This window comes from Paenibacillus sp. PK3_47 (assembly GCF_023520895.1).
GTDB lineage: Bacteria > Bacillota > Bacilli > Paenibacillales > Paenibacillaceae > Paenibacillus_AQ.
Map to the genome: position 1 here is coordinate 5,834,141 of NZ_CP026029.1, position 18,187 is coordinate 5,852,327.

The window sequence follows — 18,187 nt, forward strand, 5'->3', positions numbered from 1 at the left end:
GTACATTATAATGGTGTACTGAACCCTATTTCTAGCTTAGCGAGGTACAATATGAATGCCATTCAAGTACAGGACTTGCGCAAAACCTTCAAAGTCCAAAAAAACCGCGAGGGCCTCAAAGGGGCCTTCGCTGATTTGTTTAAGCGGGAATATTCCGAAGTTACGGCCGTAAAGGATATTTCCTTCACGATTCCCCAGGGTGAAATCTGCGGGTATATCGGTGAGAACGGAGCAGGGAAGTCGACGACGATCAAAATGCTCACCGGTATCCTTGTGCCCACGTCTGGCAGTGTGACTGTCGGCGGATTTGTACCTTATGAGGAGCGCGAGAAATTCGTGCAGAATATCGGTGTCGTTTTTGGCCAGCGCAGCCAGCTGTGGTGGGACATCGGTGTAATTGAGTCTTTCCAGCTGCTGCGCAAGGTGTACCGGGTGTCCGAGCATGATTTTAAAAAAAGGCTGGACGAGCTCGTTGAGCGCCTGGAGCTGCAGGATCTCCTCAACCGTCCGGTCCGCAAGCTCAGCCTCGGCCAGCGGATGCGCTGTGAACTGGTGGCGGCCCTGCTGCATAATCCGTCGATTTTGTTCCTGGACGAGCCGACGATCGGTCTGGATATTGTCGTAAAATCAGAAATCCGCGAGTTTCTGAAGGATATGAACCTGGAGCATGGCACCACGATTCTTTTGACGACCCACGATCTGCAGGATATCGAAGCGCTGTGCTCCCGCGTCATTATGCTGGATGACGGCCGGATTATCTATGACGGCGGCCTCGATAATCTGAAGGAGCGCTGGGGAACCGGGCGTGAAGTGCTCTTCCAGTTCGGGATGCCCACCAAGCTGCAGCAGCTGCAGCAGTGGTCGGACGGCATGCCGGTCACCTGGACGGCCGAGAACGATCTGGGCGCCAAAGTATGGATTCCGCGTGAACTCAATGTATCGGATCTGCTGGCACGGGTGGTCGGCAAGGCGGACATCACGGATATCAAAATCATCGAGACCAATACGGACGATATTGTCCGCAGTATTTACCAGTCAGGCTCTGCAGAGAAGCCGGAGGATAAAATCTCGGCGCTGCAGGAGGAGAAAGAGGCCGCTCATGTCTGACAAGCTTCAGGCTGCTTCAGCAGCAGGCGGACCTGGCGGCGGCTCCCGGGAGGACGGCCGGAGGCTGCTGCTGGGTGCTTATTTTGATTTTATCCGCATCCGGTTTCTGACGATGCTGGCTTACCGAGTCAATTACTATTCGGGCATATTAATTTATACGCTCAATATCGGGGTCAACTACTTTACCTGGAAAGCGATCTACGGCGGAGGGGAGTCACTCGGCGGCTTTTCGGGTGCGCAGATGACCACCTATGTCGCTGTGTCGTGGATGGCGCGGGCGTTTTATTTTAACAATCTGGACAGGGAAATCTCTACTGATATACGTGATGGAAGCATCGCGATCCAGTTCATCCGGCCTTATAACTATGTTCTGGTCAAAATGATGCAGGGGCTCGGCGAAGGTGTGTTCCGCTTCATGCTGTTCATGATCCCCGGTATGGCTATTGCCATGCTGTTATTTCCTGTACAGCTGCCGACAGAGCCGTCCGCATGGGCGGGGTTCCTGGTGATGCTCTTTTTCAGCTTCCTGATTAATTCACAGATCAACGTAATTACAGGCCTGTTTGCCTTTTTCGTGGAAAATAATGAAGGCATGATGCGGATGAAGCGGGTGATTGTTGACCTGTTCTCCGGCCTGATCGTTCCGATCAGCCTGTTTCCGGGCTGGCTGGCCGAAGTGCTGAAGGTACTGCCTTTTCAAGCGATTACTTACCTGCCGGGTTCTGTATTTACAGGCCGGGTGCAAGGGGTCGGCATCTGGAATGTGCTGGGCGTCCAGGTGTTCTGGTTCGTCGTGCTGCTGATTCCGATTGTCTGGCTATACCATGCGGCGCGTCAGCGGCTGTTCGTGCAGGGAGGGTGAGGAAAAGGTGTATTACCTGGGATTGTTATGGGAGTATCTCAAAAATTATATGAAGACCCGCCTGACCTACCGCGCCGATTTCTGGGTGGAGGTCATTTCGGATCTTTTGTTTCAGGCAACCAATTTTATTTTTATTCTGGTTATCTTTATGCATACCGACAGCCTGGGCGGCTGGAATCAGAATGAAGTAATCTTTGTGTATGGATTCTTCATGGTTCCTTACGGGGTGTTCAGCTGCTTCATTAACATGTGGGGCTTCAGTGAGCGTTATATCGTCAAAGGCGAGATGGACCGTGTCCTGACGCGTCCGGCACATAATCTGTTTCAGATTTTCCTGGAAAATGTGGACCCGCCGGCACTGTTCGGCTCGGTCATCGGTGTAATCATTATGGCGATCAGCGGGGCGAATCTCGGGCTGCCTTTTGAGTGGTGGACGATTCCGGCGCTCATTATCCTTACGCTGAGTGCGGTAGCCATCTATACCGGTATCTATACAACGCTGACGTCGCTGTCCTTCTACTCGGATGCACCGACAGGGATCCTGCCGCTGATGTATAACATCCAGAGCTATGGCCGTTATCCGGTCACCATCTATAACCGTGCGATTCAGGTGCTGCTCACCTGGATTATTCCGTTTGCGTTCGTCGGCGTGTATCCGGCTGCGCTTTTCCTGGACCGGGAGGAGATGCGGGGAATGGCGCTGCTGACGCCAGTGGTGGGTGCGGTGTTCCTTGGGATCGGGCTGCTCAGCTGGAATTACGGTGTGCGGCGTTATAAAGGTGCGGGGTCTTAAGTTTAGTGATTAGGCAGACAAGAGGGATCTTGTCTGCCTTTTTGTTGTTTGCTGTGTTTTGTTAAGCTTGCTTGTGAGCTGACAGAAGGGGGTTACGGCAACGGCTAGGGCTAGGGTTGCTTTACGGGAGAAGGCTGCTCAGATCCAGATGGAAATTCTCCGCTTAATTCTATGGAAAATCATTAGATAAGGCGATTAGGTGGAAAAGCTCCATCTAATTCTGAAAAACCAGCACTATACGGATGAATTTGGTATATTTAAGTGGAGTTTTTCCTGCTAACCTTGCAATTCTGGTGAGTTTACGAGATTTAGATGGAGAAAATCCACTTAGGTTGATCAATGCATGGCTAAAGGGGAGGAGCAGATTCATGTTTGACGGCATTAATTTTTCGCCTGGGATAGTTACTTATAATGTACCTCAGTACTTAGGCCAAGAAGATATATTACAAGTCAGTTACACAGAAAATGATATCGATTATACAATCGACGTTGGCTGGTATAGAAAGTGGTTTGCTGTGGTTGTAATTAAAGATATGGATTGGGAAAATCCAGTGTTGGAGAAACATTGTGTTGAGCCCGGGAAGTTACCTGCTTTGGTTCAGGAGTGTGCTGAATTTGTCAGGGCGGCATTAGAGTCTAAATAAGTTAGTTAGATTAAGGACTCTTATCCGTGAGCACTAAAATTAATAACCATAAATGGAGGAACCGCAAATGAAAGACTGCATCATCGGCATTGACCTGGGCGGGACGAATATCAAGGCAGCATTGTTCACGGCGGAGTTTACTGTGAAAAGCGAACTGTCGATTCCTACAGAAGCTGCCAAAGGTCCGGCACATGTATTGGAACGGATCCGCACGGCAGTAGATTTACTGGTGGAGGAGGGCAGTATTACTCTTCAGCAGATTAAAGCTATGGGGTTAGGAATTCCCGGCTTGCTGAATCCGGAAAAGGGGATTTCAATTTTTTCCCCAAACTTTCCCGGCTGGGAACAGATACATATTGTGAACGAGATGATGCAGTACTACGATTTTCCTGTGTTTATCGATAATGATGTAAGGGTCAACTTGTACGGGGAGTGGCAGTTTGGTGCCGGAAGGGGATACGACAATGTTGTGCTGCTTACGCTTGGTACCGGGCTTGGATCTGGAATTATACATAACGGCAAGGTGCTCTATGGCACTACCTTCAGTGCAGGTGAGATCGGACATATGAATATGTACCGGGAGGGTCGTCCCTGCCGCTGCGGCAGCTCCGGCTGTCTGGGCAGATACGTGTCTGCAGTCGGAATGGTTAATACGTTTAAAGAAAAGCTTCACGAAGGCAGAGCCAGCATCATTCAGGAATGGACTGGCGGGGATCATGAGCTGATTACAGCACTTATGATTTCAAAAGCTTATGACCTGGCGGATCAGCTCTCTGTACAAGTCATGCACGAAACCGGCACATTGCTTGGCTACGGCTTGTCCAATGTGATTAACCTGCTTAATCCGCAGGCGGTTATTATCGGGGGAGGCATGGCTGCGGCGGGAGACAGGCTGCTAAGCAGCGTCAGAGCGTCGGTGAGTGCCCATGCACTGAAGCTGTCCGGCGGCAGCTGCACCATCCTGCAGGCAGAGCTCGGGAACCGTGCCGGCACTTTAGGGGCGGCTTATTATGCAGGCAGCAAGCTTGGGGCTGCATCCGCTGTATAGGGAGAATTATACTTCCGCTGCGGTAGCATGATATGCTATAGGCATTGACTGAACAAGCAGGAGGGGTACAATGAAACGAGACATCCAGCATGTCCCTTACGGCTATGAACCGCCGGCCAAGGAACGCAAGGGTACTTTGATTTTTTATGATTCTTTCGAGCATATCAGTGACCAGGAGCTGGAGGCAGCAGCACGCACGGCTGTGGAGCGAAAGTTCACGAAGCTGGTGCTGTATCCGCTGCATGAGGAAACGGTGAGAAGAATGACGAAGGAGCCGGTCCAGTCCTTTTATAAGCGTGAAGACCGTCTGCATGAGTGGAAAAGAGACCAGGGCCAGTCCTTCATCACAGTGGAAAGCCTGGAGGGCAAACGCAAGAAATACACGCCGCTGGATTCTGCACTGCGCCATATCAGCGATGTCTATCCCTCGCCGTATTTTCTGTACCTGACGCCGGAAACGGCGAATTTATTTGCCTCCTATTCATCCTTTGAGGATTGGATCGTTAAGATCCGGCTGCTGCTGTCGGAAGCTCCGGCTGCTGTCCATCCGCGGCTGGAGAAGTTCCGCCACCGCTGGGATGTGGCCGGGGAAGAGCCCAGGGAATAAGGCAGAACCTATAGCCGTAAATGAAAGAGCGGGCCGGCGGCCCGCTCTTTTACTCTGTATAGGAAGCTCGATTTCAATCATGAAGCCTCTAGCTGCTCTTCTGGCTGCGTCTGTACGTATACATTCTCCACTGATAATGAATGAAGCAGCCAATGCAGAACCCGAGAATGGCAACCGTTGCTGCCACAGCGACCAAACCGGTAAAGAGGTAAGCGGCAATCGTCCACCCGGCGAGGAAGCTGATAAGTCCGCCTGCCAGGCAGAATACGGCGATACTCTGGTTGAACTGCTGCTGCCCGTAGTCCTCAAGCACGTAAGCGGAGCGTTCTTTTTTCAGGAAATTAGCCGCCAGCTTTATCACCGGATTATACCCGAACAGCAGTCCCGGTATCCCGGCTGCCAGCGGTAATGCGAGAATCCAGTGCTGGTCTGTTAGCCAGCTGGCTAATACTGAAATTACAATAAAGGCCTGATTGGTTTTGACCAAAGGGCGCGGTATTCCTTTCACAGAACCGGAGCTGCTCATGCATAATGCACACCTTTCACATTGGAATAATTAAATTATACTGGATGCAGAATAAGCCAGCAATAAGAGGGAAGAACATGATCTATAATATTTTACAAAGCTTTGTTTTACAAAAATAAGCATTAAAATTTAAATAATTAAACGTTGACATAAACGGGCGATTCGTGGTTTTATTATGTAGACCGATTGTTATAAAAGTAAAAGGAAGTGTCAAGCTTGTCGAGCAAGCACAATGCACGTGAGGCGATCGTGGACACCGCATCCCGGTTATTTTTCACACAAGGTTATCATGCCACAGGGTTGAATCAGATTATCAAAGACAGTGACTCGCCCAAGGGCTCCCTTTATTATTATTTCCCCCACGGGAAGGAGGAGCTGGCTTTAACCTGCATCAACCGCACTAGTGAAACTGTTGCCGAGAAGCTCAGACACTATGTGGAGAAGAGTTCATGTACTGCTGACGGAGTACAGGAATTCATTCTGAATATGGCCAGGGAGGCTGTAGTGTCCAATTTTGAAGGTGTTGTTCCGTTCAGCTTCTGGCTGGCGGTAGAGACTTCCTGCATCAGCGAAGAACTGCGCGGAGCTTGTCAGGCTGTATTTGAAGACTGGCACGAGGTTATTGCGCAGCGTCTGATTGCTGAAGGCACAGATGAACAGACTGCAGCCGGTAAGGCTTCAGCTGTCATTTCATTGTTTGAGGGCGCGCTGCTCCAGGCGCTGACTTACCGGAGTGAACAGCCGCTGCTCGCTGCAGCGCAGATTATTCCGGCAATGCTGGGCACAGAGAAAGAATAGAGAGAGACAAAATTTACACATTATCAGGAGGATTAGAGAGTGGAAGCAACTATGCAAGGACAGCAACAAACCGGGCAAAAGAAATTTAAAGTATTGCCGATTCTCGTATCCCTGCTTCTGGCAGGTTTTATCGGGATGTTCAGTGAGACGGCGCTGAATGTAGCACTTAGTGATCTTATGATTATTCTGGATATTACACCAGCTACAGCACAATGGCTGACCACAGCTTATCTGCTGACACTTGGTATTCTTGTACCGATTTCCGGTCTGTTGCTTCAATGGTTTACCACAAGACAGCTGTTCGTGACTGCCGTATCCTTCTCCATTGTGGGTACATTCCTGGCAGCGATGGCACCGACGTTTGAATTTTTGCTGCTGGCCCGTGTCGTTCAAGCAATGGGTACAGCCCTGCTTCTGCCGCTGATGTTCAATACGATCCTGGTCATCATCCCGCCTGAAAAAAGAGGGGGCGCAATGGGTCTGATCGGTCTGGTTATCATGGTTGCACCTGCAATCGGGCCGACGATTGCCGGACTGCTTATTGAGAGCCTCAGCTGGCACTGGATCTTCTGGCTGTCACTGCCATTCCTGGTTGCGGCACTGATCTGCGGAATTCTGTTCATGCAAAATGTCTCGGAAGTCACCAAGCCGAAGATTGACGCACTGTCGATTCTGCTATCCTCGCTCGGCTTTGGCGGTATTGTGTTCGGATTCAGCAGTGCCGGGGAAGAAGGCGGCTGGGAGAGCACAAAGGTTATTGTTGCCATTGCTGTCGGCGTAATTGCACTCATCCTGTTTGTCATCCGTCAGATGACAATGAAGCAGCCGATGATCAACCTGCGCGCGTTCAAATTCCCGATGTTCACAGTAGGCGTTCTGATGGTCTTCATCTGTATGATGGTCATCCTGTCCTCGATGCTGATTCTTCCGATGTATCTGCAGCAGGGCCAAGGCTACTCAGCCTTCAAAGCAGGTCTGCTGCTTCTGCCCGGCGGAATCATTAACGGACTGATGTCACCGATTATGGGCCGCCTGTTTGATAAATACGGTCCAAAATGGCTTGTGATCCCGGGTCTGATTATTGTCGCAGTAACACTCTGGTTCTTCTCCAGTATCACTGCCGCATCTACCGTCGCCTTCATTATTGTGCTGCACAGCACACTGATGATCGGGGTATCGATGATTATGATGCCTGCACAGACGAACGGAATCAACCAATTGCCAATGCAGTACTATCCTGACGGCACGGCGATTATGAATACTTTGCAGCAGGTTGCCGGTGCGATCGGTACCGCGCTGGCTGTAAGTATCATGACTTCCGGCACGAAGAGCTACATGGAGACTGTAACGAACCCTGCGGACCCTGCCAACGCCGTTCAGGCGTTCACGCATGGCGTACAGAATGCTTTTATTTTCGGCATGATCGTGGCCATTATCGGTCTGGTCGTCTCCTTCTTCATCAAACGTGTTGTGGTACAGCATAAAGCTCCGACTGCAATGCATTAATATTTGATAGGTACGAAGCGCATCCGCTCTGCGGATGTGCTTTTTCCTGTTTCAGCCGCTTTAAATGCTGGACGACTATGGAAGGGGAACCTTATACTAGTCTTGTCAAGATGCGGATCAGAAAGGAGTGTCCTAATTGAAAGTTCACCGCTGGATGAGCAGAAGAATAACAGGCGGTATTCTGCTGCTTACATTAACTTTGTCGTGTCTATTAACAGCAGGAGAGGCTTCTGCTTCAGGTGTAACGAGCCAGAAATCCGGAGCAGCCGTGCAGGAAAGTATACCTGCCAAGAAGAATAGTTTACCTGACGGTTTTGTGTACCTTGATGAAGTGATTCCTGCAGCACAATACGAAATCCGTTACTACAGTGATCATAATTTTATCGGGACAAGGATCGACGGGTACAAGGCGCCATATGCGATTTTTACACGTACAGCTGCGGCTGCACTGAAGAAGGTGAGTGATGAACTGGCGAAAAAGGGATATATGCTGCGCATTTACGATGCCTACCGTCCGCAAAAAGCGGTAACTCATTTTGTAACCTGGTCCCAGGACTCTTCCGATCAAAAAATGAAGAAACAGTATTATCCGAAGCTGGACAAACGTAACCTTTTTAAGCTGGGCTTTATCGCAAAAAAGTCGGGACATTCCCGGGGCAGTACGATCGATTTAACTCTGGCTTATCAAAAAACAGGGGCGTTAGTTGATATGGGCAGCCCGTTTGATTTTTTTGGCGAGATTTCTTACTATAATACCCCTCTGATCAGCAAGACACAGCAGGCTAACCGCAAAATCCTGAAGGATGCTATGGTCAAGCACGGCTTTAAGCCTTACGCCAAAGAGTGGTGGCATTTTACATTTATAAAGGAGCCTTACCCCAAGCAGTATTTCAACTTTAATGTAGAGTAAACTATTTGTTTTACTTTTTACAGAAACAGGGTTATAAGCTGCGGGAAAGCGGTTATTGTTAATTGTAGGAGTATTCCCTGCAGCATGCGTGCATAATAATTTTGATACTGGAGAGGTGGAACCGATTTGAAGAACAAAATCGCAGCCGTTATCCTAAGTATTCTGTTATTGGCAGCAGGAACGGGGATAGGAACGGCACAGAGGGCTGACGCCGCAGGCGGAGTGGGTATTATTATGAACGGACAGGCGCTTCAGACGGGCAGTTCACCAGCATACCAAAGTGGCAGCACGGTAATGATTCCGCTTCGGGAAGCGGCAGAGGTGCTCAAGTACAAAACTTCCTTTACAAGTGCAACAGGTACAGTTCAACTGACCCGGGTAAAAGAAACGATTGAATTCAAGCTTGGCAGCCAGGAGCTGGTGATTAACGGCAAAGAAAAGCAGTCTTTCACCGACAATGCAGTTTCCAGACAAGGGCGTCTATTCGTACCTTTAAGTTTCTTCAGTGCCATTGGCCTGGTCACCTCATATGATGCGGCCAGCAATCAGGCGGAAATCTACAGTCCGGAAGTTACAGCAGGTGTAGTCACCAGTCTCCTTGCGGCCGGTAAATATGAAGAGCTGAACAAGCGGTATTTGACCGGAGCAGCAGAACAGAAGCTTACACTGCCGCAGGTTCAGCAGGACTGGGAAAAGGCAGCCTTACCTTCAGGCCATTTTCTCGGAATCAAAAATACAACCAGCCAGCAGGCCGGAAAGGGCATCACCATACAAAGTGTGCTGACATTTACCGGTGCGGAAGTGATGCTGACGCTTCAGGTAGATCAGTCCGGCAAAGTTACAGGATTTACGCTGGGTGCAGTACCGGCGAGTGGGATCTCAACTCAGCCAGTGCAGAATTAAAGATAAATATGGGGTGCCCTATAGCCAATACAGCTATTAGGGCACCTTTTTGTGCTGCAAAGATCTATGAACCTGGCTGAGGAATATCTTCATTTATTTGTTAGATTTCTGATTTTACATATGCAATGCGCAAGAAATGTCCAGTGTCCTGCTCCGCTAATTATTATAATGATGTTAATCGTTGCAACGAGGAAGTGAAGCGTGTGGGTTATATAGATGATTTCCAGGAAACTATTGATTACATTGAAGAAAATTTAACCGGTCGCATTAGTATTGAGGAGTGTGCAAAAAATTCGGGATTTTCCAAATTTCATTTTCACCGGCTCTTCGGCATCCATCTTGGCGTCACCTTCATGGAGTATGTCCGCAAAAGAAGGTTAGCTTATGCGATGCTTGATGTCATTAAAGGAAGAAGGATTCTGGATATCGCACTGGACTACGGCTATAGCTCAGAGAGGACGTTCAGTAGAGCATTCCAGCAGGAGTTCGGCCAATTGCCCGGCAGCTGCAGAAGTGTGAAATATGTTTTACCCCCTAAACCTGTGTTAAAAGAACAGATTAACTTGTTACGTGGAGGAGTTCAAATGGACTATTTAAGTGAAGTGAGGATTGAGAAAATCGACACAATGGATGTAGTGAGCGGGGTTAGGATCAGCAATAATCCTGAGGAAGAAGTAGTTAACTTTGTCACTGAATGGGCCAAGAAGTCCGGAGTGAATCCCGGGGCCAGAAAATTCGGGTTTGATATTCCCCTTGCCGGCGAAGAGCAGGAGACAGGCTTGCGTGGTTATGAGTATTGGGTAACTGTGGAGGAACAAGTCTTTCCCCTGACAGCAGGTCTTACGTGTAAACATATTAAAGGATGTAATTATGCAGTGCTGCGGGTTACCGAACCCTATATCAATCCGTTTGAGCGCATTCCCTTGGGCTGGAAAAAGCTTGCCGGCTGGGTGAACAGCAGAGGCTATAAAACCTCGTGTGACCAGGAGCGCTTTTGGCTTGAGGAAGAACTTGTTATGGGCGGTTCTGTATATATGGATTTATATTTTCCTATTGAATAGGACGGAATCTCTTCATTCTTAGGTTAGATTTTCAAACTTGATAACGATATAATTTTAAGGTACAACCTCTGGGGGATTTTACTTTAAATTATGGGGAATTAGGAGGCGTTCAGATGGAACAAAAGGATTTTGAAGAGTATGAGTGGCTTAATAAAGGGGATTTCAGGTTTGAAGCGGACAAATTAATCCTAACCGCGCCTGCAAAAACAGATTACTTCTGTCCCGGCGGTTCCATCGGAGAAGAAGGTGTGATTCCGGAAGGTTTAGCCAATGCGCCGTTTTTTTATACGGAAATACCGGGAGATTTCGTGCTGAAAGTAAAGGTGAGCCATGACTTTCTGGAAACCTACGATGCGGCTGCCATTATGGTTATGAAGGATTTGAAGGTATGGGCAAAAGCCTGTTTTGAACTTACAGATTTTGATACGAAGGCTGTTGTCAGTGTGGTGACGAACCAGATATCGGATGATGCAAACGGCTGTAATATTGATGGCAATGAAGTATGGCTGCAGGTTGCAAGGTACGGCAATTCCTTTGCTTTTCATTATTCGTTAGACGGCAAAAAGTATGATATGATGCGCTATTTCAGCCTTCCGGTAGAGGATACAGTTAAGGTGGGAATTGTAGCACAGGCGCCTACGGGTCAAGGCGGGGATCGGGTGTTTCAGAATTTATCAGTAGAAAAGAAGACCGTGAAAAATTTGAGAACGGGAGCCTAATGCTCAATTAAAGAGCCGCCGCAGCGGATGCTGTGACGGCTTTTTTATACTGGAATCAGTAATTGATAGGGCCAGCTACAAATCAGCCCGGCGTTTCTTAAGTCCTCTTGGTAAATGGGGAGCGGCAGGTATTTTTCCTAAAAGCTCGGAAGCGACAATACCCAGCAGCACAAGTGCTGCGCCGGCATAGCCCTGCATGGACAGCTGTTCACCTACAAACCAGTAGCCAAAGAAGGCGGCAAATACAGGCTCCAGTGCAAAAATCAGGCCGGTGCGGGCCGGTGATGTGTATTTCTGGGCTATTGGCTGCATAATGAAGCCGCAGGCGCTGCAGAGAATACCCAGTGCCAGAATGGCAGTCCAGCCTGGTAAGGTGGAGGGCAGAGCAGGTGTTTCAAAAATAGCAGACAAGACAAGGGCGTAACCGCCGGCAAAGCCAAGCTGAAGAATGCCGAGGTTCAATGTGTCGCAGGTTTTGACCGCTTTTCCTGTTACCAGAATCTGCACGGCATAGAACAGTGCGGACAGGATACAGAGGAGATCACCCGGCCCGATGTGAAGAGAGGCATTCAAGGTGAGCAGCCCAATCCCGGTTATGGCAAGGACAGCTCCAAAAATCTGCGGCGGTGCGGTTTTCTTTTTGAAGACCAGCACTTCAATCATGGGCACAAAAATGACGGTCAGCGCAACCAGGAAGCCGGCATTGGAGGTTGTCGTTGTCTTCAGGCCAAATGTAATGCAGGTGAATACACCTAATAGTAAAAAGCCGAGCAGGGCTCCGTATTTCAGTGTTCTGGCATCGATCCGGCGCAGGCGTTTATGGAACAGGGCAGCCGCCAGGATAAAAGCCAGCCCGAAACGCAGCGCAATCAGATTAAATTCACCAAGTGTGTCCAACCCCATCTTCATGAACAGGTAGGAGGACCCCCAGAACATGGTTACTACGAGGAGCATCAGCTCAGCCTTCAGCGGCTTCATTTCATCATCATCCTTCTTATTCTCAAGTGAATATAGTATAATACGCTCAATTACATAAGTTAACTGAATGTTTATCATACAAAACATGAATGAAATTCATGGAAATAAAGGGTGGGTGCATGCTTTGAGTATCAGCAAATATGAGGTATTTTTAAAGGTGGTGGAGCTGGGAAGCCTGACCAAAGCAGCCGATGTGCTGGGCTTCACCCAGTCGGGAATCAGCCATACGCTCAGCAGCCTGGAATCGGAATTCGGATTCCCGCTGCTGCTGCGCAACCGCTCCGGCGTCAAGTTGACAGTGAACGGGGAGCAGGTGCTCCAGCCGATCCGGGAGATTCTGAAATGGAATGAGCAGCTTAAACAGCAGGTTGCCGATATACACGGACTGGAGACGGGAACGATTACAATCGGCACCTTCACCAGCGTGTCTGTGCACTGGCTTCCGGGCATGATCAAGCAGTTCCGCCAGGAGTATCCGTATATTGATTTTAAGCTTATGGAAGGCGGTTATCTGGAAATTGAGCAGTGGATTGAGGCCGGAGTCATTGATTGCGGTTTTATCTCGCTGCCGACCCGGGAGAAGTTCGAAGTGATCCCGCTGAAGCAGGACCGGATGCTTGCCATCCTTGCCAAGGATCACCCTTTGAGCGAGGCTCCCTTTATGCCTCTGGCCCAAATTGCGTATGAGGACTTCATTATTCCAAAACCCGGCTCTGACTATGATGTCAGACGTGTGCTGGAACGGGCGGGCATCAAGCCTAATATCAAATTTTCGGCTGGAGATGATTATGCGATCATTGCAATGGTGGAGAACGGTCTGGGCATCAGCATTTTGCCTGAGCTGGTAATCACGCGCCAAAAGCATAATGTGGCGATGCTGGAGCTGGAAGAGCGGAGCTTCAGGTCCCTGGGAATTGCCGTCAACGATATGAAATATGCTTCCCCGGCGACAAAGCGTTTTTTGAAATATGTACAGACCTGGCTGAAAGAACAGTAAGGACAACTATAGAAGCCCATGCCGCCTGCTTGCTGCATGGGCTTTTCGGCTGGAAGAAAAATGATACATAAACCAGTTGACGCCAGGAAGTGAACATGAGAGAATGTACGCGTGTACATTAAGCGTTTGCAACATTGAATTTGCTCTATGAAATGCAGGTTGAGTATCCAGAAAGGGATGATCGCTATCGCCAGTCGTAAAGAGGTGGCGAATCTGGCAGGTGTATCCGAAGCGACCGTATCACGTGTGCTTAACAATGTCGGACCGCTAAAAGAGGAAACGAAGCAGCGGGTGCTCGAGGCGGCGCGGGAGCTCGGGTACACGCCCAGTTCTCTGGCCCGCAGCTTTGCCCGCAGAAGAAGCGGGAATTTGGGTGTAGTCATGCCCTATCTGCCCAAAGCCCGATTATTCTCCGCGTATTACTTCTCGGAAATTCTCAGCGGAATCGGAAGCAAGGCAAGAGAAGAAGGCTACGACTTGCTCATGATTTTCCGCGATGGGGATGAACCGCTGGATTACTCCGGGTTGTTCCGGATGCGGAAGGTAGATGCCTGTATTGTGCTGGGCGCGAAGGAAGAGGCCGGCGAGCTTGCCGCGCTGCGCAGCCTGAAGCAAGAAGGCCATCCCTTTTGCCTCATTAATCAGCATTTTGAAGGCGAGGGCTTCCATGAGGTGGATGCGGATCATGTAGAAGGGAGCCGCCAGGCTGTGCAGCATCTGCTGCAGCAGGGATACAGGCGGATCGCCTTTCTAAACGGTCCGGCAGCTTATTCGAACAGCCGGGACAGGTTGGCCGGATACCGGCAGGCACTGGCGGAAGCAGGTATAGAGCCAGATCCATCGCTGCTGCTGGAAGGGAATTTCAGCCGCAGGAGCGGGGCTGCAGCGGCGAAGATTATTGCCGCGGGCCTTGCGCACATCGATGCTGTCGCTGTGGCCAACGACCGGATGGCCATCGGTCTTCAGCAGGGACTGCGTGAACTGGGGATACCCGGCAGCCGGATGCCGGCTATTGTCGGGTATGATGATTCGGATGCTGCCGAACTGACGACACCGGCACTAAGCAGTGTACGTGTTCCGTTTTATGAGCTGGGGGAAATTGCGGCAGCGCAGGTACTTGAATTGTTTTCAGCTATTGAATCGGAAACAGCAGGCAGACTGATCTCGGTCAAACTGCCTACAGAGCTTGTTGTCCGTGCTTCAACCATGAATATAAGTTCCAGGGAGGGCTAAGATGAAACAGCTTCGTATCGGAATGATTGGCTATAAATTTATGGGCAAGGCCCACAGCAATGCATACCGCAGTCTGCCTATGTTTTTCCCCGGTGCACTGAAACCGGAAATGTCTGTCATTTGCGGCCGTAATTCAGAAGCAGTTCAGGAGGCAGCTTTGCAGCTAGGCTGGGCGGAAAGTGTAACGGACTGGCAGGAGCTGGTCTCACGTGAAGACATCGATCTTATCGATATCAATGCACCAAGCAACGCACATAAAGAGATTGCCCTTGCTGCCGCCAAGGCAGGCAAGCATATCTTTTGCGAAAAGCCGCTGGCACTTAATCTGGAAGACTCCCGTGAGATGCTGAAGGCAGCTGAAGATGCCGGGATTGTGCATATGGTCGGCTTTAATTACCGCTTCTCTCCGGCGGTCCGGCTGGCCAAACGGCTGGTGGAGAGCGGACGGCTGGGGACTATTTATCATTTCCGCGCCTGGTTCCTGCAGGACTGGATCATCGATCCGGAGTTCCCCCTGGTATGGAGGCTGCAAAAGGAGGTCGCCGGTTCCGGCTCCCATGGTGATCTTGGCGCGCATCTGATTGATCTGGCCCATTTCCTGGTTGGCGATATAAATGAAGTTATCGGAATGAGCGAGACCTTCGTCAAGGAGCGTCCGCTCGCTGCAGAAATGACAGGGCTTAGTGCCAAGGCGGGCAAAGATGCACCGCGCGGGGAAGTTACAGTAGACGATGCTACATTGTTCATGGCCCGTTTTGCTAATGGTGCCCTGGGCAGCTTTGAGGCCACGCGCTTTGCAGCCGGCCACCGTTCGACCAATTCTTTTGAGATTAACGGCAGTCTGGGCAGTGTGAAATTTGATTTTGAACGCATGAATGAACTGGAAGTATACCTGGCCTCTGATGATGAGGATGTACAGGGCTTCCGGAGGGTGCTGGCCACTGATCCGGCTCATGATTATGCAGAAGCGTGGTGGCCGCCGGGCCATACGATCGGTTTTGAGCATACCTTTATCCACGAAATGCTGGAGCTGTCTGCTGCAGTGGAAGAGGGCCGCCAGCCTCAGCCTAACTTCAATGACGGGGTGAAATGCCAGGCGGTGCTTGAGGCTGTTGAACGTTCGATCGAACAGCGCCGTTGGGTAGAGCTCTCCGAGATGTAATGCATGCGCTGCCATTAATATAACCATTCATTTAAATGAAGGAGTGTTAAGGATGAAGAAGGCTTTGATCGTGTGGGGCGGATGGGACGGCCATGAACCTCAGCAGGTTGCTGATATTTTTGCAGAGATTTTGCGCGGGGAACAATATGAGGTTGAAGTGTCAGACACACTGGAGGCTTTTGCAGACCGAGAGAAGCTGCTTGGCCTTGATCTGATTGTACCGGTCTGGACGATGGGTCAAATCGAGCAGCAGCTGGTGGATAATGTATCCGCAGCAGTACAGAACGGTACAGGGCTTGCCGGCTGTCATGGAGGAATGTGTGATTCCTTCCGCAACAATGTAGACTGGCAGTTCATGACCGGCGGACAATGGGTAGCCCATCCGGGCAATGATGGTGTTAATTATACGGTAGAAATCCGCCAGGGCTCCAGCCCGCTGGTGGAAGGCATTGCAAATTTCGAAGTATCCACGGAGCAGTATTATCTGCACATTGATCCGGCTGTGGAAGTTCTGGCGACAACCCGTTTCCCTGTGGTAAACGGACCGCATGCAACCAATAAAGCGGTGGATATGCCTGTCGTATGGACCAAGCGCTGGGGACTGGGCCGGGTATATTATAATTCGCTTGGCCATCATGCCGATATCGTCGCGCTGCCTCAGGTTAAGGAACTGATGCGCCGCGGTCTGCTCTGGGCGGCAGAGGGCAAAACGTATGCAGAATCAGCAACGCAGGATTTGCAGAACATCGGCAGCTACAGCGGTATGGCAGACAGTCAATAATTGCGGGAGCGGGAGTGAGTGAGACGATGGATAAGGTAAAAGTCGGGATTATCGGCTGCGGCAAAATCAGCGGCATTTATATGGAGAATTGCAAGAAGTTTGAGATTCTTGAGCTGGCCGCCTGCGCGGATATGGACCTGGGAAGAGCTCAGGAGCAAGCGGATAAATACGGAATTCCGAACGTGTACACAGTCGAAGAGCTGCTGAATGATCCTGAGATCGAAATTGTAATCAACCTGACCATTCCGGCTGCCCATGCGGATATTAATCTGCGTGCGCTCGAAGCCGGGAAACATGTGTATGTGGAGAAACCTTTGACTGTCACACGGGAAGAAGGGTTAAGCGTTCTTAATCTGGCTGCGGAAAAAGACCTGCTCGTCGGCAGTGCTCCCGAGACCTTTCTCGGGGCCGGAATCCAGACTGTACTGAAGCTGATTGAAGACGGTATCATCGGCAAGCCGATTGCGGCCACCTCTTTCATGATGAGCAGAGGCCATGAGCACTGGCATCCCGATCCGGAATTCTATTATGCGCCGGGCGGGGGACCGCTGTTCGATATGGGACCTTATTATTTGACCGCCCTTGTGCAGCTGCTGGGTCCAATCCGTGCTGTGACCGGCATGACAGGCAAAGCCCTTGAGGAGCGGACCATTACCAGCGAAAAGAAGGCCGGGCAAAAGATTCCCGTCGACATTCCGACCCACGTGGCCGGAACGCTTCAATTTGCAAACGGAGCAATTGCGACGCTGATTACCAGCTTTGATATCTTCGGCGGAAGTGACCTGCCGCCGATTGAAATTTATGGGACCGAAGGAACGATCCGTGTTCCTGATCCTAACACGTTCGGCGGACCGGTTAAATACCGGCGGACCGGAGAAGCCGAATGGACCGAAGCGCCGCTGCTGCCGGGTTATGACCAGAATACGCGCGGCATCGGTCCGGCGGATATGGCTTATGCTATCCGTACAGGCCGTAAGCACCGGGCGAGCGGCGAGCTTGCTTATCATGTGCTGGAAGCGATGTGGGCGTTCCATGATTCGTCTGATTCGCGCCAGTTCTACGAAATGGAAAGCACCTGCGAACGTCCGGCACCGCTGCCTCTAAATCTTGCACCTTATACTTTGGATTAAGCAACCTATTCCGCTCTGATTCCGTCATAGAGGTTAGAGTGGAGGTGGTCTTACATGTGGAATAAGGCAGGAGTAGCCAAATATTGCGGATTTATTGCGCTGATTCTGCTGATCAGCGGCTGTGGAAACGATCCGGGGAACGGTAAGCTGACAAGCGGCGCTTCGCCGGCACCGGCAGTTGCAAGTAATGCTCCGGATGCCGGCAGTGGTGCAGCGGCACAATCAGCAGCCGTTCCGGAGGATATTATGACCTTTCTGAGTGAGGGGAATATTCCAAATGGGGATATCTATTTGGACGGAAGTACCGTGCACGTTAACATCGTAGGCCTGAATGCAGAGATCGAGCGCAGCTTTGCGGACAGGTTCGCCGCGGGCAGCTATGTGCTGCATGATGTGAACTTTACTTAGCAGCAGCTTGAAGC

Annotated in this window: 20 protein-coding genes; 18 read left to right on the forward strand and 2 right to left on the reverse strand. The window is 50.4% G+C overall.

The window, feature by feature from the left end; genetic code table 11:
- The first annotated feature begins 51 nt into the window (after window positions 1-51).
- The 6 genes from C2I18_RS25435 to C2I18_RS25460 all read left to right on the forward strand — a co-directional run bounded on the left by C2I18_RS25435 (window position 52) and on the right by C2I18_RS25460 (window position 5,061).
- Window positions 52-1,107, forward strand: a complete 1,056-nt coding sequence (locus C2I18_RS25435) for an ABC transporter ATP-binding protein (RefSeq protein ID WP_249898501.1) — start codon at window positions 52-54, stop codon at window positions 1,105-1,107.
- 67 nt (window positions 1,108-1,174) lie between these two features.
- A complete protein-coding gene (locus C2I18_RS25440) occupies window positions 1,175-1,969 on the forward strand; it encodes an ABC transporter permease (protein ID WP_249902237.1) in 795 nt (264 codons plus the stop codon).
- The gene (locus tag C2I18_RS25445; protein ID WP_249902238.1) at window positions 1,932-2,762 is read left to right on the forward strand and encodes an ABC transporter permease; all 831 of its coding nucleotides are present in this window, start codon (window positions 1,932-1,934) and stop codon (window positions 2,760-2,762) included. The genes C2I18_RS25440 and C2I18_RS25445 overlap by 38 nt, the downstream gene beginning before the upstream one ends.
- A 368-nt stretch (window positions 2,763-3,130) precedes the next feature.
- Complete coding sequence (locus tag C2I18_RS25450; RefSeq protein WP_249898502.1) at window positions 3,131-3,406, forward strand: hypothetical protein; 276 nt, start codon at window positions 3,131-3,133, stop codon at window positions 3,404-3,406.
- A gap of 67 nt (window positions 3,407-3,473) precedes the next feature.
- Window positions 3,474-4,454 carry an ROK family protein gene (locus C2I18_RS25455; RefSeq protein WP_249898503.1) on the forward strand — a complete coding sequence of 327 codons (981 nt, stop codon included), beginning with the start codon at window positions 3,474-3,476 and terminating at the stop codon, window positions 4,452-4,454.
- A gap of 70 nt (window positions 4,455-4,524) precedes the next feature.
- Window positions 4,525-5,061: a hypothetical protein gene (locus C2I18_RS25460; protein ID WP_249898504.1), complete on the forward strand. Its 537-nt coding sequence runs from the start codon at window positions 4,525-4,527 to the stop codon at window positions 5,059-5,061.
- A gap of 88 nt (window positions 5,062-5,149) precedes the next feature.
- Here C2I18_RS25460 and C2I18_RS25465 read toward each other — a convergent pair whose 3' ends face one another.
- The gene (locus tag C2I18_RS25465; RefSeq protein WP_249898505.1) at window positions 5,150-5,587 is read right to left on the reverse strand and encodes a DUF4395 domain-containing protein; all 438 of its coding nucleotides are present in this window, start codon (window positions 5,585-5,587) and stop codon (window positions 5,150-5,152) included.
- A gap of 216 nt (window positions 5,588-5,803) precedes the next feature.
- Between C2I18_RS25465 and C2I18_RS25470 the strand changes: the two genes are divergently transcribed.
- From C2I18_RS25470 to C2I18_RS25495, 6 genes are all read left to right on the forward strand, one after another.
- Window positions 5,804-6,385 carry a TetR/AcrR family transcriptional regulator gene (locus C2I18_RS25470; RefSeq protein WP_249898506.1) on the forward strand — a complete coding sequence of 194 codons (582 nt, stop codon included), beginning with the start codon at window positions 5,804-5,806 and terminating at the stop codon, window positions 6,383-6,385.
- 51 nt (window positions 6,386-6,436) lie between these two features.
- Window positions 6,437-7,891 carry a DHA2 family efflux MFS transporter permease subunit gene (locus C2I18_RS25475; protein ID WP_249902239.1) on the forward strand — a complete coding sequence of 485 codons (1,455 nt, stop codon included), beginning with the start codon at window positions 6,437-6,439 and terminating at the stop codon, window positions 7,889-7,891.
- A gap of 136 nt (window positions 7,892-8,027) precedes the next feature.
- Window positions 8,028-8,801 (forward strand): M15 family metallopeptidase, encoded by a 774-nt coding sequence (locus C2I18_RS25480; RefSeq protein ID WP_249898507.1) that lies wholly within the window; start codon window positions 8,028-8,030, stop codon window positions 8,799-8,801.
- Between the two features lie 126 nt (window positions 8,802-8,927).
- Window positions 8,928-9,704, forward strand: coding sequence for a copper amine oxidase N-terminal domain-containing protein (locus C2I18_RS25485; protein ID WP_249898508.1), 777 nt, complete (start codon window positions 8,928-8,930; stop codon window positions 9,702-9,704).
- A 203-nt stretch (window positions 9,705-9,907) separates the two neighbouring features.
- Window positions 9,908-10,765 carry a helix-turn-helix domain-containing protein gene (locus C2I18_RS25490; protein WP_249898509.1) on the forward strand — a complete coding sequence of 286 codons (858 nt, stop codon included), beginning with the start codon at window positions 9,908-9,910 and terminating at the stop codon, window positions 10,763-10,765.
- Window positions 10,766-10,878: 113 nt separating this feature from the next.
- On the forward strand, window positions 10,879-11,484 hold the full coding sequence (locus tag C2I18_RS25495; RefSeq protein ID WP_249898510.1) for a DUF1349 domain-containing protein: 606 nt from the start codon (window positions 10,879-10,881) through the stop codon (window positions 11,482-11,484).
- 75 nt (window positions 11,485-11,559) lie between these two features.
- On the opposite strand, the gene C2I18_RS25500 is transcribed toward C2I18_RS25495, so the two are convergent.
- A complete protein-coding gene (locus C2I18_RS25500; protein ID WP_249898511.1) occupies window positions 11,560-12,462 on the reverse strand; it encodes a DMT family transporter in 903 nt (300 codons plus the stop codon).
- Between the two features lie 124 nt (window positions 12,463-12,586).
- On the opposite strand from C2I18_RS25500, the gene C2I18_RS25505 reads away from it, so the two are divergent.
- The 6 genes from C2I18_RS25505 (at window position 12,587) to C2I18_RS25530 (ending at window position 18,173) form a co-directional block, all read left to right on the forward strand.
- Complete coding sequence (locus C2I18_RS25505; RefSeq protein WP_249898512.1) at window positions 12,587-13,459, forward strand: LysR family transcriptional regulator; 873 nt, start codon at window positions 12,587-12,589, stop codon at window positions 13,457-13,459.
- A gap of 177 nt (window positions 13,460-13,636) precedes the next feature.
- The gene (locus C2I18_RS25510; RefSeq protein WP_249902240.1) at window positions 13,637-14,692 is read left to right on the forward strand and encodes a LacI family DNA-binding transcriptional regulator; all 1,056 of its coding nucleotides are present in this window, start codon (window positions 13,637-13,639) and stop codon (window positions 14,690-14,692) included.
- 1 nt (window position 14,693) lies between these two features.
- Window positions 14,694-15,854, forward strand: coding sequence for a Gfo/Idh/MocA family protein (locus tag C2I18_RS25515; RefSeq protein WP_249898513.1), 1,161 nt, complete (start codon window positions 14,694-14,696; stop codon window positions 15,852-15,854).
- 52 nt (window positions 15,855-15,906) lie between these two features.
- Window positions 15,907-16,635: a ThuA domain-containing protein gene (locus C2I18_RS25520; protein WP_249898514.1), complete on the forward strand. Its 729-nt coding sequence runs from the start codon at window positions 15,907-15,909 to the stop codon at window positions 16,633-16,635.
- 26 nt (window positions 16,636-16,661) lie between these two features.
- A complete protein-coding gene (locus C2I18_RS25525) occupies window positions 16,662-17,765 on the forward strand; it encodes a Gfo/Idh/MocA family protein (RefSeq protein ID WP_249898515.1) in 1,104 nt (367 codons plus the stop codon).
- Window positions 17,766-17,819: 54 nt separating this feature from the next.
- Window positions 17,820-18,173 carry a hypothetical protein gene (locus C2I18_RS25530; RefSeq protein ID WP_249898516.1) on the forward strand — a complete coding sequence of 118 codons (354 nt, stop codon included), beginning with the start codon at window positions 17,820-17,822 and terminating at the stop codon, window positions 18,171-18,173.
- The last annotated feature ends 14 nt before the right edge of the window (window positions 18,174-18,187 follow it).